Origin of the sequence: Vibrio sp. AIC-3, from assembly GCF_013114515.1 — a bacterium.
Taxonomy (GTDB): Bacteria; Pseudomonadota; Gammaproteobacteria; order Enterobacterales; family Vibrionaceae; genus Vibrio; species Vibrio crassostreae_C.
The window spans coordinates 19,415-42,771 of record NZ_VTXG01000024.1 but is presented as its reverse complement, the minus strand read 5'-3'; the positions used below and the strand labels follow the sequence as shown (position 1 = coordinate 42,771).

Annotated in this window: 27 protein-coding genes and 1 riboswitch; of the genes, 13 read left to right on the top strand and 14 right to left on the bottom strand. The window is 45.4% G+C overall.

All coding sequences use genetic code 11. The features are described from left to right. Positions 1 to 30: 30 nt before the first annotated feature. Positions 31 to 1,041: a class 1 fructose-bisphosphatase gene (fbp, locus tag F0229_RS15970; RefSeq protein WP_017058903.1), complete on the bottom strand. Its 1,011-nt coding sequence runs from the start codon at positions 1,039 to 1,041 to the stop codon at positions 31 to 33. Positions 1,042 to 1,312: 271 nt separating this feature from the next. On the opposite strand from fbp, the gene mpl reads away from it, so the two are divergent. The 5 genes from mpl to thiQ all read left to right on the top strand — a co-directional run bounded on the left by mpl (position 1,313) and on the right by thiQ (position 6,952). After that, a complete protein-coding gene (gene mpl, locus F0229_RS15965) occupies positions 1,313 to 2,671 on the top strand; it encodes a UDP-N-acetylmuramate:L-alanyl-gamma-D-glutamyl-meso-diaminopimelate ligase (RefSeq protein ID WP_017071296.1) in 1,359 nt (452 codons plus the stop codon). A 38-nt stretch (positions 2,672 to 2,709) separates the two neighbouring features. Next, positions 2,710 to 3,333 (top strand): flavin prenyltransferase UbiX, encoded by a 624-nt coding sequence (locus tag F0229_RS15960; protein WP_016787846.1) that lies wholly within the window; start codon positions 2,710 to 2,712, stop codon positions 3,331 to 3,333. A gap of 43 nt (positions 3,334 to 3,376) precedes the next feature. Further along, a riboswitch (TPP riboswitch) is annotated at positions 3,377 to 3,496 on the top strand. 53 nt (positions 3,497 to 3,549) lie between these two features. Next, positions 3,550 to 4,542 carry a thiamine ABC transporter substrate binding subunit gene (gene thiB / locus F0229_RS15955; protein WP_171733237.1) on the top strand — a complete coding sequence of 331 codons (993 nt, stop codon included), beginning with the start codon at positions 3,550 to 3,552 and terminating at the stop codon, positions 4,540 to 4,542. A 92-nt stretch (positions 4,543 to 4,634) separates the two neighbouring features. Next, on the top strand, positions 4,635 to 6,248 hold the full coding sequence (gene thiP / locus F0229_RS15950) for a thiamine/thiamine pyrophosphate ABC transporter permease ThiP (protein WP_171733236.1): 1,614 nt from the start codon (positions 4,635 to 4,637) through the stop codon (positions 6,246 to 6,248). Then, positions 6,248 to 6,952, top strand: coding sequence for a thiamine ABC transporter ATP-binding protein (gene thiQ / locus F0229_RS15945; RefSeq protein WP_171733235.1), 705 nt, complete (start codon positions 6,248 to 6,250; stop codon positions 6,950 to 6,952). The genes thiP and thiQ overlap by 1 nt, the downstream gene beginning before the upstream one ends. 106 nt (positions 6,953 to 7,058) lie before the next feature. Here the strand turns inward: thiQ and yjgA are convergent, their stop codons facing one another. Then, the gene (gene yjgA, locus F0229_RS15940; RefSeq protein WP_017069408.1) at positions 7,059 to 7,583 is read right to left on the bottom strand and encodes a ribosome biogenesis factor YjgA; all 525 of its coding nucleotides are present in this window, start codon (positions 7,581 to 7,583) and stop codon (positions 7,059 to 7,061) included. Between the two features lie 118 nt (positions 7,584 to 7,701). Between yjgA and pmbA the strand changes: the two genes are divergently transcribed. Beyond that, positions 7,702 to 9,045 (top strand): metalloprotease PmbA, encoded by a 1,344-nt coding sequence (pmbA, locus tag F0229_RS15935; protein WP_171733234.1) that lies wholly within the window; start codon positions 7,702 to 7,704, stop codon positions 9,043 to 9,045. A 97-nt stretch (positions 9,046 to 9,142) separates the two neighbouring features. Here pmbA and mgtE read toward each other — a convergent pair whose 3' ends face one another. The 12 genes from mgtE to F0229_RS15875 all read right to left on the bottom strand — a co-directional run bounded on the left by mgtE (position 9,143) and on the right by F0229_RS15875 (position 18,415). Then, positions 9,143 to 10,498, bottom strand: a complete 1,356-nt coding sequence (gene mgtE, locus F0229_RS15930) for a magnesium transporter (RefSeq protein WP_017058911.1) — start codon at positions 10,496 to 10,498, stop codon at positions 9,143 to 9,145. A gap of 148 nt (positions 10,499 to 10,646) precedes the next feature. Further along, entirely contained in the window at positions 10,647 to 10,922 is a 276-nt protein-coding gene (locus F0229_RS15925) for an HPr family phosphocarrier protein (protein WP_008220439.1), read from the bottom strand. A 2-nt stretch (positions 10,923 to 10,924) separates the two neighbouring features. Further along, positions 10,925 to 11,794: an RNase adapter RapZ gene (gene rapZ / locus F0229_RS15920; protein WP_171733233.1), complete on the bottom strand. Its 870-nt coding sequence runs from the start codon at positions 11,792 to 11,794 to the stop codon at positions 10,925 to 10,927. 1 nt (position 11,795) lies between these two features. Beyond that, the gene (gene ptsN / locus F0229_RS15915; protein ID WP_004738707.1) at positions 11,796 to 12,257 is read right to left on the bottom strand and encodes a PTS IIA-like nitrogen regulatory protein PtsN; all 462 of its coding nucleotides are present in this window, start codon (positions 12,255 to 12,257) and stop codon (positions 11,796 to 11,798) included. 1 nt (position 12,258) lies between these two features. Next, positions 12,259 to 12,546, bottom strand: a complete 288-nt coding sequence (gene hpf / locus F0229_RS15910) for a ribosome hibernation promoting factor (protein ID WP_009847742.1) — start codon at positions 12,544 to 12,546, stop codon at positions 12,259 to 12,261. Between the two features lie 62 nt (positions 12,547 to 12,608). Further along, a complete protein-coding gene (locus tag F0229_RS15905) occupies positions 12,609 to 14,069 on the bottom strand; it encodes an RNA polymerase factor sigma-54 (RefSeq protein WP_017058913.1) in 1,461 nt (486 codons plus the stop codon). A 54-nt stretch (positions 14,070 to 14,123) separates the two neighbouring features. Further along, entirely contained in the window at positions 14,124 to 14,849 is a 726-nt protein-coding gene (gene lptB, locus F0229_RS15900) for an LPS export ABC transporter ATP-binding protein (protein ID WP_004735304.1), read from the bottom strand. A 2-nt stretch (positions 14,850 to 14,851) separates the two neighbouring features. Continuing rightward, positions 14,852 to 15,346 carry a lipopolysaccharide transport periplasmic protein LptA gene (gene lptA / locus F0229_RS15895; protein ID WP_004735305.1) on the bottom strand — a complete coding sequence of 165 codons (495 nt, stop codon included), beginning with the start codon at positions 15,344 to 15,346 and terminating at the stop codon, positions 14,852 to 14,854. Further along, positions 15,327 to 15,890 carry an LPS export ABC transporter periplasmic protein LptC gene (gene lptC, locus F0229_RS15890; protein ID WP_004735306.1) on the bottom strand — a complete coding sequence of 188 codons (564 nt, stop codon included), beginning with the start codon at positions 15,888 to 15,890 and terminating at the stop codon, positions 15,327 to 15,329. Before lptC ends, lptA begins: the two co-directional genes overlap by 20 nt. Next, positions 15,887 to 16,444 (bottom strand): 3-deoxy-manno-octulosonate-8-phosphatase KdsC, encoded by a 558-nt coding sequence (gene kdsC / locus F0229_RS15885; RefSeq protein WP_017058916.1) that lies wholly within the window; start codon positions 16,442 to 16,444, stop codon positions 15,887 to 15,889. Before kdsC ends, lptC begins: the two co-directional genes overlap by 4 nt. Further along, the gene (gene kdsD / locus F0229_RS15880) at positions 16,444 to 17,415 is read right to left on the bottom strand and encodes an arabinose-5-phosphate isomerase KdsD (RefSeq protein WP_017058917.1); all 972 of its coding nucleotides are present in this window, start codon (positions 17,413 to 17,415) and stop codon (positions 16,444 to 16,446) included. Before kdsD ends, kdsC begins: the two co-directional genes overlap by 1 nt. Before the next feature lie 34 nt (positions 17,416 to 17,449). Then, positions 17,450 to 18,415 carry a calcium/sodium antiporter gene (locus F0229_RS15875; RefSeq protein ID WP_017063737.1) on the bottom strand — a complete coding sequence of 322 codons (966 nt, stop codon included), beginning with the start codon at positions 18,413 to 18,415 and terminating at the stop codon, positions 17,450 to 17,452. A gap of 264 nt (positions 18,416 to 18,679) precedes the next feature. On the opposite strand from F0229_RS15875, the gene mlaF reads away from it, so the two are divergent. The 7 genes from mlaF to murA are packed head-to-tail and all read left to right on the top strand — an operon-like array spanning position 18,680 to position 23,281. Continuing rightward, the gene (gene mlaF / locus F0229_RS15870) at positions 18,680 to 19,474 is read left to right on the top strand and encodes a phospholipid ABC transporter ATP-binding protein MlaF (protein WP_171733232.1); all 795 of its coding nucleotides are present in this window, start codon (positions 18,680 to 18,682) and stop codon (positions 19,472 to 19,474) included. A gap of 1 nt (position 19,475) precedes the next feature. Then, the gene (gene mlaE, locus F0229_RS15865; protein WP_171733231.1) at positions 19,476 to 20,255 is read left to right on the top strand and encodes a lipid asymmetry maintenance ABC transporter permease subunit MlaE; all 780 of its coding nucleotides are present in this window, start codon (positions 19,476 to 19,478) and stop codon (positions 20,253 to 20,255) included. A gap of 2 nt (positions 20,256 to 20,257) precedes the next feature. Then, positions 20,258 to 20,749 carry an outer membrane lipid asymmetry maintenance protein MlaD gene (gene mlaD, locus F0229_RS15860; RefSeq protein WP_017058921.1) on the top strand — a complete coding sequence of 164 codons (492 nt, stop codon included), beginning with the start codon at positions 20,258 to 20,260 and terminating at the stop codon, positions 20,747 to 20,749. A gap of 52 nt (positions 20,750 to 20,801) precedes the next feature. Next, entirely contained in the window at positions 20,802 to 21,431 is a 630-nt protein-coding gene (locus F0229_RS15855; protein ID WP_120459707.1) for a phospholipid-binding protein MlaC, read from the top strand. Next, complete coding sequence (locus F0229_RS15850) at positions 21,431 to 21,739, top strand: lipid asymmetry maintenance protein MlaB (RefSeq protein ID WP_171733230.1); 309 nt, start codon at positions 21,431 to 21,433, stop codon at positions 21,737 to 21,739. Before F0229_RS15855 ends, F0229_RS15850 begins: the two co-directional genes overlap by 1 nt. Positions 21,740 to 21,752: 13 nt before the next feature. Beyond that, on the top strand, positions 21,753 to 22,007 hold the full coding sequence (ibaG, locus tag F0229_RS15845; protein ID WP_017058924.1) for a BolA family iron metabolism protein IbaG: 255 nt from the start codon (positions 21,753 to 21,755) through the stop codon (positions 22,005 to 22,007). 8 nt (positions 22,008 to 22,015) lie between these two features. Then, positions 22,016 to 23,281 carry a UDP-N-acetylglucosamine 1-carboxyvinyltransferase gene (murA, locus tag F0229_RS15840; protein WP_017058925.1) on the top strand — a complete coding sequence of 422 codons (1,266 nt, stop codon included), beginning with the start codon at positions 22,016 to 22,018 and terminating at the stop codon, positions 23,279 to 23,281. Positions 23,282 to 23,357: the final 76 nt, after the last annotated feature.

Here is a 23,357-nt window from a genome sequence, read left to right as displayed (position 1 = left end):
ATGATGCTATTTTGAGAAATGAACGAGGGTTTAGTCTCGGTTCAGCTCAAGAAACTCTTCTACTTTGCGAACCATGTTTGTTGAGCCAACAAAGAAAGGTACACGTTGGTGCAGCTCAGTTGGTTTGATATCCATGATACGTTGAGCACCGTCTGAAGCGATGCCGCCCGCTTGTTCCATAAGGAAAGCAATTGGGTTGCACTCGTAAAGCAGACGCAGTTTACCTTGAGGGTGACTTTGCGTGCTTGGGTACAAGTAGATGCCGCCTTTCAAAAGGTTACGGTGGAAATCTGATACTAGAGAACCGATGTAACGTGATGTATAAGGGCGGTTGTCGCTTGGCTCATTTTCTTGGCAGTACTTGATGTACTTCTTAACACCCGTAGGGAAGCGGATGTAATTACCTTCGTTGATTGAGTAAATCTTACCTTCGTCTGGAATCATCATGTTTTCATGAGATAGGCAGAAGGTACCCAGTGATGGGTCGTAGGTGAAGCCATTTACGCCAGCACCTGTTGTGTATACAAGCATGGTTGAAGAACCGTAAATCACGTAACCCGCGGCTACTTGCTTGTGTCCGGGCTGTAAGAAATCTTCTTGTGTTGGTGGTGTACCGATCGGTGATACTCGACGGTAGATAGAGAAAATTGTACCAACCGATACATTTACATCGATGTTTGATGAGCCATCTAGTGGATCCATCAGTACAACGTATTTTGCGTTTTTGTTGAGCTCTTTATTGAAGGCGACAGCTTCGTCTTCTTCTTCACTTGCAACACCACAAACTTGGTCACGGGCTTCTAGAGCCGCTTTAAATTTGTCGTTCGCGTAAAGGTCTAGCTTTTGCTGCTCTTCACCTTGCACGTTGTCTGTACCAACAGCGCCAGTGATGTCGACTAGGCCAGCCTTGTTGATCTCACGGTTAACAATTTTTGCAGCAAGTCGAATAGACGACAAAAGGGATGATAGATCACCGCTTGCATGGGGGAAGTCACTCTGTTTCTCAACAATGAACTCACCAAGGGTGCGCATCTCAGACATGTTATTTCCTTAAACTTCTCTCAATATTAGGGGGGATTTGAGCACTGTAGATTCGGCCTCTTGAGTGGGCTTTATTCATCTAGACGCTTACCTAAATTCTAAAGGTTAGATCTTTTTAATGGTAATGAACTAAGCGACACAGATCTCACTTACTATGTCGACTCAATTTGTTTTGCATTGCTGCTCGCTTTTAAGCGTCATTTAATGATAATGAGTACAAGCCGTTTTAATTAGGCACTGTTAATTTAGCCAAGCGTTTTGGAAGCAATTTATGCATATTCATATCTTAGGAATTTGTGGCACCTTCATGGGTGGTGCTGCGGTATTGGCTCGTCAATTAGGTCACAAGGTTACGGGTAGTGACGCGAATGTTTACCCACCAATGAGCACCTTGTTAGAGTCGCAAGGGATTGAAATTATTGAAGGGTTCGACCCAAGCCAACTAGAGCCTAGGCCTGACCTGGTGGTTATCGGTAATGCGATGAGCCGTGGTAACCCATGTGTTGAGTATGTCTTGGATAACAACCTTAGATACACCTCTGGTCCACAATGGCTGCAAGAGTTCTTATTGCATGACCGCTGGGTTCTTGCGGTGTCCGGTACTCACGGTAAAACCACAACTTCCAGTATGTTGGCTTGGATCTTGGAAGACTGTGGCTATGCACCGGGCTTCTTAGTTGGCGGAGTGTTGGGTAACTTTGGTATCTCTGCTCGCCTTGGTGAAAGCATGTTCTTCGTGGTAGAAGCCGACGAATACGACAGTGCTTTTTTCGATAAACGATCTAAGTTCGTTCATTACCACCCAAGAACCTTAGTGATGAATAACCTAGAGTTCGATCATGCGGACATCTTTGACGATCTTGAAGCGATTAAGCGACAATTTCATCATTTGGTGCGTACTGTGCCAAGCAATGGTCGCATTTTCTCACCTAAGCAAGACAGCGCTATTGAAGATGTTCTAGCTCGCGGTTGCTGGAGTGAAACTGAATCGAGTGGCGAGCAAGGCGACTGGGATGCCAAGAAACTGGTCAAAGATGGCTCTCAATTTGAGGTTTACTTCCAAAATGAATGTGTTGGAACCGTAAATTGGGATTTAGTGGGCGACCACAACGTAAATAATGCTTTGATGGCGATTGCAGCTGCACGTCATGTGGGCGTGACACCTGACCTTGCTTGTGAATCACTAGCTACCTTTATTAATACTAAGCGCCGTTTGGAGTTTAAAGGCGAGGTGGCAGGTGTGTCTGTTTATGATGATTTTGCTCATCACCCAACGGCGATTGAACTTACGCTCGGCGGCTTACGTAATAAGGTCGACTCGAAAAAAATCATTGCCGTTTTAGAGCCTCGTTCCGCCACCATGAAACGTGGTGTGCATAAAGAAACCTTGGCTGATTCGCTTAAACAAGCGGATTCTACCTACTTATTCCAACCGGATAACATTGATTGGTCAGTTCAAGATGTTGCAGACGCTTGTCACCAACCGGCACACGTGAGTGATGACATGGATGCATTCGTTGCTAAAATTGTCTCAGAGGCACAAGCTGGCGACCAAATTTTGGTAATGAGTAATGGTGGCTTTGGTGGCATTCATCAAAAACTGTTGGATGGATTGGCACTCAAAGGCTAACGGCATCCACGACCTTATAATTTGAAGTAATTGAGAACATGACAAAACACGATAAAGCGATAACCCTTGCTTTCACTGGCGCATCCGGTGCGCCTTATGGCCTGCGTTTACTTGAATGCCTTTTGGCAGCCGATTATCAGGTCTACTTGCTGATTTCATCGGCAGCGCGAGTGGTATTGGCGACCGAGCATGAACTTAAGTTACCTGCTGGGCCAGATGCGGCGAAACAAGCTTTGGTTAAACATCTTGGCTGCGACCCTGAAAAGCTGGTGGTGTGTGGCAAAGATGATTGGTTCTCGCCGGTTGCCTCTGGTTCAGCAGCACCTAAACAGATGGTCGTTTGTCCATGTTCAGCGGGAAGCTTGGCTTCGATAGCTCATGGTCTATCAGATAACCTGATTGAGCGAGCAGCAGACGTAGTCATGAAAGAGCGAGGCCAATTGTTGTTGGTGGTTCGCGAGACGCCATTTTCGACGCTTCATCTCGAGAACATGCACAAACTTTCGACCATGGGCGTAACGATCATGCCTGCAGCTCCGGGTTTTTATCATCAACCCAAGTCAATTGAAGATCTGGTCGACTTTATGGTGGCGCGTATTCTAGATCACCTTGGTATCGAACAAGGTTTAGTGCCACGTTGGGGTTACGATCAACGTAATTGATCCAAACTTGATAGCTTATTGTTAAAAATCAAATTACAATTCTGAACACTCATCGGGGAGCGAACCATTCAAATAATGAATGCGAGCTGAGATCAAGCAGGTGCTTGGGACCCGTAAACCTGAACCAGATAATGCTGGCGTAGGAATTGAGTTAGGAACAACCTCTACCGTTCTCCTCCCTCAAACCTGTGCCGCTCAGACCATGGAGAGCGTCCAGTGAAATTCACATTAACTACCCTTGCTGTTACTACAGCTATTTCTTTTTCTGCCTTTGCTGCAGACAACACTTTGACTGTATACACCTATGACTCTTTTGCTGCGGATTGGGGCCCTCGTCCTGCCGTTGAAAAAGCATTCGAAGAGAAGTGTGGTTGTGATGTGAATTTTGTCGCTCTAGAAGATGGCGTGTCTATTCTGAACCGTTTACGTCTTGAGGGCGGCAACAGCAAAGCCGATATCTTGCTAGGTCTCGACAACAACCTGATGGCTGAAGCGAAAGCGACGGGCTTATTGGCTGAGCATAATGTTGATACGTCATCGGTAACGCTTCCTAATGGTTGGAACGACAGCACTTTTGTACCCTATGACTTTGGCTACTTTGCTTTTGTTTACAATAAAGAGAAACTGGAAAACCCGCCGAAGAGCTTGAAAGAACTGGTTGAGCAGCGTGATGATCTTAAGGTCATCTACCAAGATCCACGTATATCAACACCAGGCCAAGGCATGATGCTTTGGATGAAATCAGTATACGGTGATGAAGCGACAGCAGCATGGAAGAAGCTTGCTCAGAAAACAGTGACTGTAACCAAAGGCTGGTCTGAAGCTTACTCTATGTTCCTAGAAGGCGAGTCGGATTTAGTGTTGTCTTATACAACGTCTCCGGCTTACCACATTATTGCTGAAAGCGATTCTAAGTATGCAGCAGCAAGCTTCGAAGAAGGGCATTACACTCAAGTGGAAGTGGCCGCTAAGGTTAAAGGCAGCAAGAACGAAAAGCTTGCTGATGAGTTTATGGCGTTTATCCTAAGTGATGAATTCCAATCGGCGATGCCAACAGGCAACTGGATGTACCCAGTGACCGATATTGAGCTTCCAAAAGGGTTCGAGCAACTTACGGTTCCTCAGAAAGCGCTAAGCTTTACGCCCGAAGAAATTGCAGCTAAGCGTAAGCCATGGATTCGTGAATGGCAGAGTGCACTTACTTTTTAATTTGCTTTTAAAAAATTAGCTTTCTAACTTTCTGTATTTAAAGGTTTGTTCGATGTTAACTGAGCGAACCATTTACGGTAAAAAATCAATCTATGATAAAGAAAACACCTAAGGTTGGGATTTGGGTAGCGATACTCATTACCGCCTTCGTGGTTTCAGCAGTTGGGGCATTGCTTAGCAATGCCCCTTCTCTTGATATCAGCCAAGTATGGTCCGATCCCTACTATTGGCATGTAACGAAATTCAGTTTTTATCAGGCGACACTCTCAACGGTGCTGAGTGTTGGCTTTGCTATACCTATTGCTCATGCGCTGTGTCGTAGACAATTTTTTGGACGCGCTTTGTTGTTAAGGCTGTTCGCGTCGACCTTAGTCCTGCCAGTGTTAGTGGGTGTATTTGGCTTACTTGCGATCTATGGCAATAGTGGTTGGTTAGCTAAGTCTTTGGCGAACTTCGATATTGAATTGCCATTTTCCATATACGGATTGAATGGTATTTTGCTGGCGCACGTTTTCTTCAACTTGCCTTATGCCAGTCGCTTACTTCTGCAAGCGTTAGATACCGTGCCTGCCGAGCAACACAAGCTTTGTGCTCACTTGGGTATGAGTCATTGGAACAAATTCAGATGGGTTGAATGGCCTCGTTTAAGACAGCAATTACCACATGTGTGTGGCTTAGTCTTCATGTTGTGTTTTACCAGCTTTGCTACCGTGATGGCGTTAGGCGGTGGACCCAAATCAACTACTATCGAGCTCGCTATTTATCAGGCGATTAAATTCGACTTTGACCTTCAAGCTGGTGCCTTGCTCGCGATTTGGCAAATGCTGCTGTGTGGTGTGCTAGCAGTGAGCATTCAACGGCTATCGAAACCTATTTCAGTGACGGCCAGTCAGTTGTCTGAAGAGAAATATTTGGTTAAGGACAGCTGGTGGTCAAAAGCTTGGGATAGCTTTTGGATCATCATAGTCTCAATGCTGGTATTGCCGCCATTAGCTATGGTTATCGTCAGTGGAATTAACTCACAGGCATTAACCGTACTCAGCAGCGAGCCGTTTTGGGCGGCGTTAATGACCTCGGTTAAAGTCGCGTCATTAGCAAGTGTTATCGCAGTTGGTATTGGTATCGCCATACTGCTGACTAGCCGAGCATGGCGTTTACAGAACAAGAATTTTCGAGCCGATAAAATCGAGCTGATTGGCACTATTATCTTAGTGACTCCGGGGCTGGTGATCAGTACGGGTATCTTCTTATTACTGCGTTCATTCACCGATGTATTCAGTTTAGCTTTCTTTGTCGTGATTGCCGTCAACAGTTTAATGGCGCTGCCTTACGTAATTAAAACCTTGGCTCAACCTATGCTGCACCTGTCTCAGCAGTATCAGTATGTGTGTGCAAGCTTGGGAATGACAGGTTTCACGCGTTTTAGGTTAGTGGAGTGGCGCGCATTGCGTAAGCCGATGGCGCAAGCCTTCTCGATCAGCTTTATGTTGGCGATGGGTGATTTAAGCGCGATTGCTTTGTTTGGTAGCCAAGATTTTAGAACTCTGCCTTTGTACCTATTCCAATTGTTAGGCAGCTATCAAATGGAAGCGGCGGCGGTAGTTTCTGTGAGCTTACTGTTATTGAGTGTCGGCAGCTTTAGCTTAATAGAATTCTTATTTACTCGAAGATCTAAGCTCGATGCTAAAGAATTAAGGAACCGATGATGTTAGTGATGAAAGATGTGGATTACCACTATCACAGAGAGTTGTTTAGCTTTGATTTTCAAGCTGAGCAGGGCGATATTGTTGCGCTTATGGGGCCGAGTGGTGCGGGTAAGTCTACACTGTTGGCGCTAGTTGCTGGTTTCATCGAGCCTACATCGGGTGAGATATCAGTGGCTGGGCAGTCGCTTATTGGTAAAGAAGCACATCAGCGTCCGTTGGCGATGTTGTTTCAAGAGCACAACCTGTTTGCTCACCTTACGGTGCGAGAAAATATTGGTTTAGGTCTGCATCCAGGTTTAAAGCTTACTGCAACCCAAAAGCAAGCTGTGGAGCAAGCCGCAGCGCAAGTTGGCGTCGCTGAGTATTTGGATAGGTTGCCTGAGCACTTATCCGGCGGTCAACGCCAGCGTGTTGCGTTAGCGCGTTGTTTTGTCCAACCTCATGATATTTGGCTGCTTGATGAACCTTTCTCTGCGCTTGATCCTTTGCTGCTTGAAGAGATGCTTAGCTTAGTGAAGCGATTAGCGGCAGAGCGAAATATTACGGTCTTGATGGTGACTCACCATTTAGGTGACGCACGCAGTATCGCGAATAAGTTTGTGTTTGTGGCGCTAGGTAAGGTGTTGGTTGAAGACTCGATAGAGGCACTGACGGCGGATCATCCACAGCCAGAGTTAAGCTCATTTGTTAAAGCGGGTGAGTGACGATTCATCACTCTTGTTTAATCTCTCTGATATTGAGTACGTAGAAAACAAAAAGACCTAGCATGCGCTAGGTCTTTTATTGTCTTACAGAATAAAGCGACAAAGATTAGTCTTCTAGCTTTAGCTCTTTTAAGATTTGGAAGATTTCACGAGAAGCCTTTGCTGGCTTGTTCGCTGATTTCTCTTTGTTAGCTTGGCGAGCTAGCTGACGAAGACGCTGACGGTCTGCTTCAGGGTACATGTCCATGACTTCTGAAATGGCAGCATCGCCTTCAGCAACAACGCGATCACGCAGTTGCTCAAGCTTGTGCAGTTCAGCGGTTGCTTGCGAGTGCTTGTTACGTACTTTATCCAAAGCCGCTTGAATTGGCTCAGGATCAACATTGCGCATTACTTTACCAATGTATTGAAGTTGACGGCGCTTCGCTTCATTTTTAAAGCGTTGTGCATCTTTAATCGCTTGTGCCAAATCTTCAGACAGAGGAAACTTGTCTAATACAGAAGGCTTCAGGGAAACAAGTTCTTCCCCCAGTTTTTGTAGCGCTTCCATGTCGGTTTTCATTTCTGTCTTACTTACCCAGATGATTTCTTCTTCTGGTTCCCATGGGGCTTTTTGGTTTTTGCGAGCCATCTTTTCTGCCTATGTCACTATCTCAAACGAATATATTGCCTATTTTAGCAAGAATCTTGGGGAGAAAGCGAAATTCTTGTTATCCTACGTAATATTGACCTAAAAAATTAGAATAGATATGGATGTAAAACAGCAAGTCGCCCAGCAAAGAGTTGAGCTAGAAGCCGCAGTAGCAAAAGCGTTGGACATGGCCTCTGTGAGTGCCGACGCCGCTGAAGTTGCTATTACTAAGTCAACGGGTTTAAGTGTTTCAACACGTATGTGTGAAGTGGAAAACGTTGAATTTAATAGTGATGGTGCACTTGGTATTACTGTTTATCGCGGCCAGAAAAAAGGCAGCGCATCTACATCTGACCTGAGTGAGAAGGCTATTGCTCAAACGGTAGCAGCCGCGCTTGATATCGCTCAGTACACATCTGAAGACCCGTTTTCAGGTCCTGCAGCAAAAGAATACATGGTAAAAGAAATTCCAGACTTGGATCTTTTCCACCCTGACGAGCCTAACCCTGACTATGCCGCTGAGATTGCGATTGCAGCTGAGAAGCAAGCGCTCGCTTATAGCGATAAGATCAAACAGAGTGATGGCGCGAGCTACGACAGTCACTACGGTGTTAAGGTTTACGGTAACAGTCATGGCTTACTAGCCAGCTACGCTTCAAGCCGTCATAGCACGAGCTGCTGCGTGATTGGACAAGGCGCTAATGGTGAAATGGAACGTGACTACAGCTACACCGTTGCACGTCACCGTGACGAACTGTGGACGCCTGAGCGTGTAGGTCAGGAAGCTGCAGAAAAGACGATTAGCCGTTTGGATGCGAAAAAGCTACCAACAGGCCAATACCCAATTATGTTCGCTAACGATGTTGCGACAGGTCTTATCGGTCACCTTGTGATGGCGATCAGTGGCGGCAACCTTTACCGTAAGTCATCTTTCTTATTGGATCATTTAGGTCAGAAAATCCTACCTGATTGGTTCAATATCTCTGAGCGTCCTCACATCCTACGTGGTTTGGCTTCAAGCCCATTTGATAGCGAAGGTGTGTTCACTCAAGATCGTGAAATCATCACTGACGGTGTGCTAGCAACTTACCTACTAACGAGCTATGCCGCACGTAAGATGGATATGACGCCAACCGGTCATGCTGGTGGTATTCATAACTGGTTCGTTAAATCGACCGGTCAAAACTTTGAGCAGATGCTAAAAGAGTTGGGTACTGGCTTCCTAGTCACTGAAGTGATGGGCCAAGGCGTAAACACCGTAACGGGTGATTATTCACGTGGCGCTGCGGGTTTCTGGGTTGAAAACGGAGAGATCCAATACCCAGTATCAGAAGTAACAATCGCAGGTAACCTAAAAGACATGTTTACTCAGATTGTTGCGGTTGGTAATGACGTAGAAACACGTTCGCAAATTCAAACGGGTTCTATCTTGCTTGAGTCAATGAAAGTCGCAGGCGAGTAATTCAATTAACACTAATTGATTGAATTAAAAAAGGGAGGCAATGGCTCCCTTTTTGTTTTCTGTATGTCGCCAAAAATTGGCTAGCTGCTTCTGCTAACTAGATCAGTATGGTCGCTAAGCCTAGGAACACCGATAGGCCAATAACATCGGTTACTGTGGTCAGTGCCATACCGCCAGCAAGGGCTGGATCGATATTCATCTTCTTCAACATCACTGGGATAGTTACACCAGCAATACCTGCGACAATCAAGTTGGTCATCATCGCCGCTGAGATGATGCCTCCCAGTATCCAGTTACCTTTCCAAGCCACCACGATACCACCAATGATAACGGCCCATAGAACGCCGTTTAGGAAGCCGATGGCTGCCTCTTTGAGTAGCAGTTCGCGTTTGTTACTGTCACCGATATGACCGAGTGCCAAACCACGAATCACCAGAGCAACGGTTTGGTTACCCGCAACACCCCCCATCGAAGGCACGATAGTCATCAGAACCGCAATCGCTGCCATTTGATCGAGCGTTGCTTCAAACATGTTTGATACAGATGCTGCCGCCAGTGCTGCGAGTACGTTAGCACCAAGCCACACACTACGACGACGAGCAGATTTTACGACCGGTGCGAAGGTATCTTCGTCATCGTCCATACCCGCCATACTCATCATTGAGTGTTCGGCATCTTCACGGATAACATCAACCACGTCATCGATGGTGATACGACCAACAAGGTGCTGGTTACTATCGATGACAGGCGCAGAAACCCAGTTACGACGTTCAAACAGGCTCGCGATATCTGACGCACTGGTTTCTACCGCGATCGCTTCGTCGGCATCATCCATCACTTCTGAAACAGGGACATCAGGTTGAGTCGTTACTAGCGTGGTAAGTGATAGGTTACCGATAAGACGTTCTTCTTCATCAATAACATACAGAGCATCAGTTGCATCCGGCAGTTCGCCACGCATACGCATGTAGCGCAATACAACGTCAACATCGACATCACCACGAATCGTGATTACGTCGGTGTTCATGATCGCACCCGCTGAATCTTCAGGGTACGACAGGGCAGTTTCAACTAATGCACGATCGACGGAGTCCATTTGAGAAAGGACTTCGCGAGAAACATCGTCGGGTAGGCTTCGAAGTACGTACGCGACGTCATCGGTTTCCATACCTTCGGTTGCTTCTGCCAAGGTCTCAGGTGCCATTTTCGACACAAGAGCATCTTTGACGTCTTCGTTTAGTTCATCAAGAATTTCACCGTAGTCTTCAGGATCGGTGAGTTGCCAGAGTACGTCACGACTTTTGCGAGGGGAGGCTTCTAAAAGGTGTGCAATATCTTCAGGCTCCATATCCTGAAGTTGTCGGCGTACGTGAACAAATCGGCCGTTTTCTAGGGCTTCGCTGACTTCTTGGAGGGTTTGGTGAGCTTGGTCGAATTCTAATTGCTCTGCCATATTTTCCTCCTATCTCATTATTCTTACAATGCTTGGAATAGTAACTTAATTCTAGGGCTTATTTAAATCATAAACTTAGGTAGAACTAAGATTTAATATAGGTTGGTTCACCGTTTGAGTTTGCGGTGTTGTGAGTAAAGCGTCTTAGCTACTCACCCTCATCAAATTTATCTTCGATAAGGTGGCAAACGGCATCAAGTGCTTGTTGTGAATCAGTACCCGAAGCTTGAATCGTGATGTGTTGGCCTTGGGCTGACTCCAGCATCAATAGTCCCATTACGCTGTCTGCGGTGGCACTTTTATCTTCTTCACTATGAATTGTGATAGTGGCATCAAAGCTTTGTGCAAGCTCAACCAACTTTACGGCCGCTCTAGCGTGAAGACCCAAACGGTTTTGGATCAGTACAGTTCGAGTTAATTCCATGGTTAGCCCTGTTGGTGCGTCTCTAAAGAGGCATGTCTGATTTGAACTTGATGACCAAGTTGTTCGAAGTACTCACCAATTTTCTGGGTTAGATAGACCGAGCGGTGTTTGCCGCCAGTACAGCCAATCGCGACCGTTAGGTAACTGCGATTGTTCTTCTCTAACATTGGTAACCACTGTTCAACAAAGCCTTGGATCTGTTGCTTGAGTTCCAGAACTTCTGAGTGTTCTTCTAGAAAGGAGTGAATTGGTGCATCTAGCCCGGTTAGTGGTCGTAGTGCAGGTTCCCAGTGAGGGTTCGGCAAAAAGCGAACATCAAACACGTAGTCGGCATCACTTGGCAAGCCATACTTAAAACCGAAAGATTGAAAGACGATGATCAGCTCTTGCTTCTCTTTGCCTTCGACTTTAAAGCGCACTTTTTCACTCAACTCGTAGAGGTTGCAGTCACTGCTATCAATCACAATGCTGGCTTGCTCTGCTAGAGGACTGAGAAGTGTCTTTTCTAAATCAATCGCTTGCTCAAGAGATAGCTTTTCTTGGCCAATTGATAAAGGGTGGATTCTGCGGGTTTCGCTGTAGCGCTTAAGGAGTGTTTGCTTGCTGGCATCGAGGAACAATACATCAACATCGATGTTTGTAGCTGACTCGAGTTGCTCGAGCGTGTCGGTGACTAACTGAGGCTCTTTCGGTAGGTTACGTATATCAATACTTACCGCAACGTTTTGGTTGCTTTCGCGTACCGATTCGACAAAGTTGTTGAGCAGGTTTACTGGTAGATTATCGACACAGTAATACCCCAAGTCTTCTAGGACTCGTAACGCAACACTTTTACCGGCCCCTGATTGGCCACTAACCACGATTAATCGCATGTTATTGCTCGCAAGTTGGCACTTGAATCATGATGTCGTAAAGCTCTTGATCGCTCTGAGCATTACGCAGCTGTTTAAGAGTCTGCTTGTCGTTTAGTCGTTCTGCCATACAAGAAAGGGTTTTTAGATGCTCTTTGCATTGTTCGCTAGGAACAAGCAGGGCAAATAGTAGGTCGACAGGACGATTATCAATCGCATCAAATTCGATAGGATCTTGGCATTGCAGTAATACAGCTATCGCTTTATCACTGACATTCATACGAGCATGGGGAATCGCGATACCATTACCAATACCGGTACTGCCCATCTTCTCACGGCTCAACATACACTCAAATAGCTCTGTTGAATCTTGACCGCAGCTCTCAGCTGCTATCTGGCTGATGAGCTCAAGGGCTCTTTTTTTGCTTGTGCATTGGACTGCACTTTTGGTGCAGTCCAATGAAAGTACTTCGCTTAATTGCATGTTAGTGACTACTTAGCTTTTCTTTGTGCTTGTTGAGTTGGCGGACGAGTTTATCAACCAATGAATCAATCGCGGCATACATGCTTTCATCTGTTGCTGTCGCATGGATTTCCCCCTGATTTATATGCAGGGTAGCTTCTGCGATTTGATTGATTTTCTCAACTTTTAAAACAACCTGAACGCTATTGATATGATCAAAGAAGCGCTCAAGTTTGTCGAATTTGGTGTGAACATAGTCTTGCATTGAATCGGTAAGATCAACGTGATGGCCTTGAATATTGATTTGCATAGACTTTCCTTTTCAGTTGGTTGCCTGATCATAGTTGCTAAGTAACTAGCGACTAAATGAGCTTATAGCAGGCGTTTACGCTGACTCGATGGGGCAATGCCCAGAGACTCACGGTATTTCGCTATGGTACGTCTAGCTACCTGAATTCCTTGGTCAGCCAGTAAAGCAGCAATCTTACTATCACTTAGAGGCTTCGCGGTATTTTCCGCTGCGACAAGCTTCTTGATGAGTGCGCGAATTGCTGTAGATGAACATTCACCGCCATTGTCAGTGCTGACATGGCTTGAGAAAAAGTATTTGAGCTCGAAGATGCCACGTGGCGTATGCATGAATTTTTGAGTCGTCACACGAGAGATCGTGGATTCGTGCATATCAACAGCTAACGCAACATCATTAAGAACCATTGGCTTCATCGCTTCTTCGCCATGTTCGAAGAAATCACGCTGATGTTCAACAATGCATCGCGCAACTTTGAGTAGCGTCTCATTTCGGCTCTCTAGGCTTTTAATTAACCACTTTGCTTCTTGCAAATTTGAGCGGATGTATTGATTGTCGGCGCTGTTGCCTTTACTGCCCAGATCAGCGTACTGCTGATTCACTTTCAACTTAGGCACGCTATCAGGGTTAATGGTCACTAACCATTTGCCAAGGTCTTTGAAGACAGATACATCTGGAACCACATACTCAGTTTCATCCGGAGTAATCTTACTGCCAGGACGAGGGTCCAGCTGTTGAATCAGTTGCAAAACTTCACGTAGTTCTGCTTCTTTCAACTTGGTCTCTTTGATAACCAGTTTGTAATCGCGATTGCCGAGTTGGTCGATATGGCTAGTAAGTACTAACTTAGCTTCGTTAAGCCAAGGCGTATCTTGGGGAAAGGTTGCCAGTTGCAGTAACAAGCAATCTTGCAGGTTGACTGAACCGACACCTAGCGGATCAAACTGCTGAATTCGTTTACGTACCGCTTCAATTTCATCAAGCTCGATCTCTTCATTGTCGAAGTTTTCAAGGATGTCTTCACAAGTTACAGTGAGGTAGCCGTAGTCGTCGATGGCATCGATTAATGCAAAAGCGATGCTTCGGTCGGTGTCAGTGAATGGCGTTAAGTCGAGTTGCCAAAGTAGGTAATCGTGCAGGCTTTGAGTGGTTTCGCCTTGATAAACCGGCATGTCGTCATCAATCGCAATACCCGTGTTACCGGTGTTCGCGCTGTAGACGTCTTCCCAAGTTGTGTCGATTTCTAGTTCGTTGCCAATCTCTGATTTTTCGATTAAGTCTGAGCTATCAGGTAAGTCTTGCTCTGTGGCTTCAACAGTTTCTTTTTCGTCACTGCTAGGTTTTTCTTCCGATGTTGGCGTATCTTCATTGCCTTCTTCGACATCGAGTAGTGGGTTAGATTCAAGTGCTTCTTGAATCTCTTGCTGCAAATCTAAAGTAGACAATTGCAACAAACGAATCGCTTGCTGCAATTGAGGAGTCATTGCTAACTGTTGGCCTAGCTTAAGTTGTAATGAGGGTTTCATTCAGTGTGACTTACCTAGTTATTATTCTTAGAACTCTCGATACTCTCTATATAATCATAGACGGAATTGTTCGCCTAGATAAACTTGTTTAACTTGTTCGTTATTGAGAACATCTTCAGGAGTACCCTCAGCGATCAGGTGTCCTTGGCTTACGATGTAAGCTTTTTCACACACGTCTAATGTTTCACGAACGTTGTGGTCGGTAATCAAAACACCCAAGCCGCGATCACGCAGGTGAACAATGATTTTTTTGATATCGATTACTGAGATCGGGTCAACACCGGCGAATGGTTCATCCAATAGAATGAACTGCGGGTTTGCTGCTAGTGCACGAGCAATCTCTACACGACGACGCTCACCACCCGACAGAGCCATACCATTGCTGGTGCGGATATGTTGGATGTGGAACTCTTCTAGCAGGTCTTCCAGCTTATCTTGGCGTTGTTCGTTGGTCATTTCATCACGGGTTTGTAAAACCGCCATGATGTTGTTCTCTACGGACAACTTACGGAAAATCGATGCTTCTTGAGGCAGGTAACCGATACCAAGACGAGAGCGGCTGTGCATTGGTAAGATACTGATGTCTCGGTCATCAATGCTGATGGTACCTTCATCACGCGCCACCAAACCAACAATCATATAGAAAGACGTGGTTTTACCTGCACCGTTAGGCCCAAGCAGACCAACGATCTGGCCTGACTCTACCTGCAAGCTTACATCGGTAACAACTTTGCGCTTGCTGTAGGTTTTCGCTAGGTTTTTTGCTTTAAGAACAGCCATCGTTACTTATTCACTTCCGTTGGTTGTAAAACCGTTGACACTCGTTTGTTTTCACCACTGTCAGCGACTAATTTCTGAGAACCGATCTGGTAAGTGATCTTAGAGCCGCGAATGATACTGCCGTCTTGAGATAGCATCGCATTCTTGGTCATGATCAGTTTGTCGGCAACAAGCTGGTAATGCAGGTCGTCAGCTTCACCGTAGAGTGTCTTACCATCGTCAGTAAGCTGAGAGAAGGTTGCTGGCTTACCGAAGCCTTGAATTTCTTCAATCTCGCCGTTTACGGCGTTGCGGGTAACAATAACCTTATCGGCATTGATATTGATGCTGCCTTGTTTAAGGTTTACATCACCAAGAAAGGTTACTTGATTACTTTTCATATCCAATTGCTGGCTGTCTGAGTCAATGTAGACAGGTTGCTCGCTATCCGAAGAAAGGGCATAGACATTTGGTGCCGCAAGGGTCAAAGCGAATAAACTAAGGTGTAAGAGTTTCATATCTACCTTGAACAGAATTAAAGAGGGTTGCATTGTTGGTACCGAAGTTACCTTTCATTGCTTGTCCCTCAGTTTCAAAAAATGTACCGATCATATGGACCGGAGTCTCTGAATAAAAATCTCGGCTAGGCAGCTCAACAACCATTTTATCTGTGGTCATTGTATCGAAGCTGGCTTCTGGCAACAGGTTCTTTGCCACGACGTTGTCATAAAACGTGACAACTTGATTCTCATCCATAATCGCGCGATCAGCGGTGACTTGCCATTCAATCGTGTGCCCTTCACGGAATACCGAAAGAACTGGGTTTTGAAAGTGCGTATCGCCAACTACTGAGTAGTGTTCTAAATACGTCGATTCAACCTGATAGCTGCGAATACCGCTTTCGTCGTAGCTAATGTTGTTCAGGCTTTTGCCACTAAACGCGGGCAGCTCCAAATTTGGAGCCACTTGTATCGTTGATGTTTGCTCTTTGTCGTACAAGTAATAGGTCGACCAAGAGGCAATAAATATGAGTATTAAATAGATAATACGAGTAAAACTCATATGCTTAAACCTTTATGCACGTCGAGTTCATTTCTTGCTTGTAAAATAAGGTCACAGACTTCACGTACCGCGCCATGACCACCGTTAATGGTTGTCACGTAGTTTGCACGCTTTGCAAGTAGCGGGTGCCCATCTGCCACACAGACCTTCAAGCCAACTTTTTCCATTACAGGCCAGTCAATCAGATCGTCTCCGATGTAACCTGTATTTTCAGGGTTTACAGAAAGCTTATCGCAAATATCTTGGTATGCCTTAACTTTATCGTCTTGACCTTGATAAATCAGCTTAATGCCTAGAGCGGTCATACGATTCTCAACAATTTGAGATTTGCGACCCGTGATGATCGCGATTTCAATGCCTGCGTTCATCAGTGATTTGATACCGTAACCGTCACGAGTGTGGAAGGTTTTCAGCTCTTCACCGTTGTTGCCCATGTAGATGCGACCATCAGAGAAGACACCATCGACATCGCAAATCAGCAGTTTGATCTCTTTTGCAATCGCAAATACATCTGAATTAACAGTGCCGTATAGAGTTTCGACTGTCTGTGTCATTACATTACTCCTGCTTTCAGTAAGTCATGCATGTTTAACGCTCCGACTAATTTACCTTCTTGGCATAACATCAGGCCATTGATGCTCTTCGCTTGCATCAAGTTTAAGCCCTCAACCGCGAGCATGTTTGGCTCGGCTACCGTCGGGTTTAGCGTCATCACATCACCGATCTGCGTGTTATGGATATCAACGCGTTTGTCTAAGATACGGCGTAAATCACCATCGGTAAAAATACCGGCCATTTGGCCATCTTCACCAACGATTGCTGTCATGCCTAAGCCTTTCTGAGATATCTCTAGTAGAGCGTCTCTTACTAGTGCGTCGGGTGCTACAACAGGAAGTGAATCGCCTGTGTGCATGATGTCGTCGAGCTTCAACAGCAGCTGACGACCTAAAGCGCCACCAGGATGAGACAGGGCAAAGTCTTGAGCGGTGAAGCCTCGAGCCTGCAAAAGTGCAACGGCTAATGCATCACCCATGACCAAAGTCGCCGTGGTGCTTGTTGTTGGTGCTAAGCCCAGCGGACAAGCTTCTTCCGGTACTGAAATTTGTAAATGGATATCAGACAGGGTTGCCATGTTTGATGCTGGCTTGCCTGTCATGCTGATGATCTTGATGCTCAGACGCTTTAACACAGGAAATAGGCTGAGGATTTCTCCCGATTCGCCGGAGTTGGATATTGCAATCACAATATCACCAGGTTCGATCATGCCTAAGTCGCCATGCGCCGCTTCGCCTGGGTGAACAAAGAAAGCCGATGTTCCGGTACTTGCCAATGTTGCTGCGATTTTGTTGCCAATGTGGCCTGATTTACCCATGCCCATCACAACGACTTTGCCTTTGTTGTTCAGGATAAGGTCGCAAGCTTTACAAAAATCATCATTAAAATATTGGTCTAATTGAGTGAGACCTGCAACTTCGGTTTCCAAAACTTGTTTTGCAACGCTGCGGTAATCAAATGGCTGAGACATCAAATACTCCAAGTACGGGAAGTTAAATCAACAATTAAGCCGACATGTTCATTAATAGGTAACTTTGGTAGGCCACGAACGTCACAATTAACACGCCGCCTTCAATACGATTCACACTACGAGATTTTCCTAGTGCCATCACAACAAGTAGTAGCGATACGCCTAGCATTACCCAGAAGTCACGACCCATAGCGAACTCGCTCAAGATCGAAGGGTTTAGGATGCCCGGGATACCCATAACAGCAAGGATGTTGAATACGTTTGAACCAATGATATTACCTACAGCCATATCATCTTCACCCTTCATAACGCCGGCTAGTGATGCTGCAAGTTCAGGAAGGCTAGTACCAACAGCAATGATGGTTAAACCAATGACAAGGTCGCTCATGCCGAAGAACTTCGCGATGATCACAGCGTTATCTACCAGCATATCAGCAGCTAAAGGTAGGACGATTAGACCAATCACGACCCACATTGCAGCCTTAGGGTTACTTACGCCTTCAGGGATCTCTGATTCTTGCTCATCAAGGAAAGCATCGCCGTTCTTTTTCTCGCTGCGGCTGATTTGCAACATAGCAAACAAAAACGCGGCAAAAAGAACAAACAACAACACGCCTTCATAGAAGCCTAAATGGTTATCCCACAATAGGGCGCCCGCTAGCAGAGTGACACCGATCATTAATGGTAGTTCACGACGAATCACTCCTGAGCTAATCGATAACGGCTTGATAAGGGCTGTAATACCTAAAATCAGCGCGATGTTGGCGATGTTAGAGCCCAGTACGTTGCCTACAGCTGTATCTGTTTTGCCATCAAGGGCTGCTGTCGCAGAAACCATCATTTCAGGAGCCGAAGACCCCATTGCTAAGATCGTCATACCGATAACTAGTGGTGAAATACCGAAGTTGCGAGCAAGAGCAGCGGCACCGTAAACCAGCTTATCTGCACTCCACACCAAAAAACCTAGACCGATAATAAGAAACGCAATCGCTTCAAGCATGATGATTCCTAAAAAATTAATAAAAACGGAGAATTAACCGCTAATTTTGACCTGTTGCTAGATAAAAGGGAAGTCACTCGGCAAATTAATTACCAGTTAGCAGGCAAGAAAGAGAGATCAATAGATAATTTCCTAATGCTTTCAAATCCCTGCATAGATTCCTGTTTAATATGAATTAATTGAACAGTGCTTTTAATTCTAAAGTAGACTCATTATTATTGCAGCCATAATTGGCGTTTTTTAAAGCAAGGAAACAACAAAAATATGTTGAACACTGAGCTTGTGAAAGTTAAAAACCTCAGCTTCTCACGTGGTGAGCGCGTTATCTTTGATGACATCAGTTTAGAGGTGCCTCAAGGCAAGATAACCGCAATCATGGGGCCGTCTGGGATTGGCAAAACGACTTTACTGCGTTTGATTGGTGGGCAACTGCCGCCAGATGAAGGCGAAATTTGGTTTGATGGCGACAATGTCCCTGCATTATCACGTCGAAAGCTGTATCAAGCACGTAAGAAAATGAGCATGCTATTTCAATCGGGTGCGCTTTTTACGGATCTCAATGTCTTTGATAATGTGGCGTTTCCGCTGCGAGAGCACACTGAACTTAATGAAAAATTCATTCGTACCATCGTATTACTTAAGCTTGAAGCGGTAGGATTACGTGGTGCTGCGCAATTGATGCCGAGTGAGTTGTCTGGCGGAATGGCTAGGCGTGCCGCACTGGCGCGCGCAATCGCACTGGATCCAGAACTTATCATGTACGATGAGCCGTTTGTTGGCCAAGATCCCATCACCATGGGCGTATTGGTTGAATTGATACGAAATCTCAATCAAGCCTTGGGCTTAACCTCGATTGTTGTTTCTCACGATGTGCCAGAGGTGATGAGTATTGCTGATTGGGTTTACCTCATGGCAGATAGCAAGATTATTGCCGCTGGAACACCTGATGAGTTGTACAACAATAGCGATCCGAGAGTGCAGCAATTTTTGCAAGGCGAAGCCGATGGTCCAGTACCATTTAGATTCCCTGCGAAGAGCTTAGAAAAGGATTTGTTTTAATATGATTGTTAAAACTATTGCGGGTGTCGGTAAGCGTACACTTGCGAGCTGTGAGTCATTTGGTCGAGCAAGCCTGATGTTATTTGGGGCTTTGTTTGGCATCCCGCGACTAAAAAACTTCCCCTTATTAGTAAAACAACTTTATAGCGTTGGCGTTCAGTCATTGGCTATTATTTTAGTTTCGGGTCTGTTTATCGGCATGGTGCTCAGCCTGCAGGGCTATGTCGTGTTAATTGACTACGGCGCTGAGGGAAACCTTGGTCAAATGGTCGCGCTTTCACTGTTGCGTGAGTTGGGGCCTGTGGTGACTGCGTTATTATTTGCAGGTCGAGCCGGTTCAGCACTCACGGCAGAGATTGGGTTAATGAAGGCAACAGAGCAGATCTCAAGCCTTGAGATGATGGCCGTTGACCCTCTTAAACGCATTATTGCACCACGTCTTTGGGCCGGGCTTATCGCAATGCCATTGCTTGCTATGATTTTTATGGCGGTAGGTATTTGGGGCGGTCAACTGGTTGGTGTTGATTGGAAAGGCATTGATCACGGCAGTTTCTGGTCTGCGATGCAGTCTTCAGTAGAACTTGGCCGAGATATTGGTAACAGCATGATCAAATGTATGGTCTTCGCTATCACCGTAACTTGGATCGCACTTTTCAATGGTTATGACGCAGTACCGACTTCAGAAGGTATCAGTCAGGCAACCACACGCACTGTAGTGCACTCTTCTCTAGCGGTACTAGGGCTAGATTTTGTTCTTACCGCATTGATGTTTGGGAATTAATCATGCAACAAACTCGAAAATTAGAATTATGGGTCGGCACCTTTGTTATTGCCGGAATTTGCGCAATCTTAATCATGATCTTTCAAGTCGCTGACGTAAAAGGCATAGGTTCGAACCATACTTACAATCTAAAAGCGACCTTTGACAACATTGGCAGCCTAAAAGTTCGTTCTCCAGTGAAAGTGGGTGGCGTCGTTGTTGGACGAGTTAAAAGCATTGAGCTTGATACCGAGAGCTACCTTCCTGTCGTTGAACTGTCTATTGACGGGAAGTACTCACAATTTCCAGATACCTCTAGTGCTCAAATTTTAACATCTGGCTTAATTGGTGAGCAGTACATTAGTCTGGTTCCAGGCTTCATTTTTGATGATGAAGAGATGTTGGTCGATGGTGATTCAATTGAAGACACTAAGTCAGCATTGGTACTAGAAGATTTGATTGGCCAAGTGCTGTATAGCGTTGGTGGTTCTAATGACAGCGAAGCTAAGGAATAAGATAATGTTGAAAACTATTAGTTATTTAAAAGCTATTGGTTACTTGAAATCAATGTTTATGGCGGCAATGGCGTTGCTTATTTCTACCCAAGCCTTTGCTGCAGAATCGATTGACCGTACTCAGCCTTACCAGATGATGACTCAAGTTGCCGAAGTGGCATTTGAGCGTTTGAAGAGTGAACAAGACAACATCCACCAAGATCCAGAGTTATTGAAGGTCATCGTGGAAGAAGAGTTGATGCCTTATGTGAATGCACAATATGCAGCTCTTAAGTTACTTGGACCAAACTTGAAAGGCGCGGATAGAAAAGACGTGGGCGTGTTTATCGATTCATTCCGTAAATACCTTGTTTCTTCTTATGCCCAAGTGCTGACTCAATACACAGATCAGACGATTGAATTTGGTCCAGAACCAAAAATCAAAGCGGATAGCCGCATTACCAGTATCAAGGTCGACATCATCGATACGCCGCGACCAAACATTAAGCTTGAATTTAAGCTTCGCAAAGACAAGAAATCTGGCGAGTGGAAAGCATTTGATATGGTTGCCGAAGGTATTAGCTTGTTGTCGAGCAAGCAATCGGAGTGGAATACTAAGATTCGTCAAGAAGGCATCTTACAAGTTGCAGACGAACTAGAGAAATTAGCCGCACAACCGATTCGTTTTGAGAGTAACAAATAATGAGCCATTCTCAATGGCAAGCACTAAGCTTTAAAGAGTATCAACTGTTCGGTGATTTAGACCGAGACAGTGTCCCTGCAATCTGGCGTATATTGGAAAAGTGGCAAACGACGGAATCGAGCGTTGAAATTGACCTTAGCCATATAAATCGAGTCGATTCAGCAGGAATGGTGATGCTAATTCACTTATTAGAGCATGCAAAAAATCAAAACTGTCATATAATGCTCAGTTTCGTGCCAGAACAATTACGAACGTTGTTCCAATTGAGCAATATCCAGCCAATGATGGCAGAACACATAAAAAATTAGGCAGGAGCTATTTGTGGACAGCACAAAAGTACAAGAATTATTAGCAGAAGCACTGAACCTTCAGGAAATTTTCGTGAAAGGGGAAGGCAGTCATTACGAAGTTGTTGCGGTTGATCCATGTTTTGACGGCATGAATCGAGTTAAGAAGCAGCAACTAATCTACGGCCCACTAATGGAATACATTCAACGCAATGACATCCATGCTCTTTCTATTAAGGCTTTCACGCCGGAAGAGTGGGAACGTGATAAGAAACTGATGTCACTTTAAGGTTTATGATGGAAAAGTTTCGAGTTATTGGATCGGATAAGCCGCTAAGCGGTGAAGTGACGATCTCAGGCGCAAAAAATGCAGCGCTACCTATCTTATTTGCTTCAATTCTTGCTGAAGAGCCAGTGGAAGTAAGTAACGTTCCTCACCTACGTGACATCGATACTACGATGGAACTGCTTAAGCGTTTAGGCGCAAAAGTATCGCGTAATGGTAGTGTTCATGTTGATGGCAGCGAAATTAATGAATTTTGTGCGCCTTACGATTTAGTGAAAACAATGCGTGCTTCTATCTGGGCTTTAGGTCCTCTAGTCGCTCGTTTTGGTGAAGGCCAAGTGTCACTTCCAGGCGGTTGTGCAATTGGTGCTCGACCTGTTGATCTGCATATCCACGGCCTAGAGCAACTAGGTGCGACCATTAAGTTGGAAGATGGTTATGTGAAAGCAAGTGTTGATGGCCGTCTGAAAGGCGCGCACATCGTGATGGATAAAGTAAGTGTGGGTGCCACCATTACTATCATGTGTGCAGCAACGCTAGCGGAAGGAACAACAGTACTCGATAACTCAGCGCGTGAGCCTGAGATTGTTGATACGGCTGACTTCCTAAACAAACTGGGTGCTAAAATTTCTGGCGCAGGTACAGATACGATTACTATCGAAGGCGTTGAACGTCTTGGTGGTGGCCAACACTCTGTGGTTGCTGACCGTATTGAAACAGGTACTTTCCTGGTTGCTGCTGCTGTTTCTGGCGGTAAAGTGGTTTGTCGCAACACCAACGCTCATCTTCTTGAAGCTGCCTTAGCGAAGCTTGAAGAAGCGGGTGCGAAGGTTGAAACGGGCGAAGACTGGATCAGTCTTGATATGACGGGGCGTGAACTGAAAGCGGTGAAAATCGTAACGGCACCTCACCCTGGTTTCCCAACCGACATGCAAGCACAGTTTACTCTGCTTAACATGATGGCGAAGGGCAGTGGTGTTATCACTGAGACTATCTTTGAAAACCGTTTTATGCACATTCCTGAGTTACAGCGAATGGGCGCAAAAGCGGAAATCGAAGGTAACACGGCTATCTGTGGTGAAACGGAAAAACTGAGCGGCGCTCAAGTAATGGCAACGGACCTTCGCGCATCTGCGAGCCTTGTTATTGCTGGCTGTATTGCTCAAGGTGAAACCATCGTTGACCGTATTTATCACATCGATCGTGGCTACGATAAGATTGAAGATAAATTGTCAGCCTTAGGCGCAAACATTACACGATTTAGTGAGTCGAACTAACCTAGGTTAGTGGATTCATGAATCAGTAAGATGAAAACATAAAAGTCGGAACCTTGGTTTCGGCTTTTTTATAGTT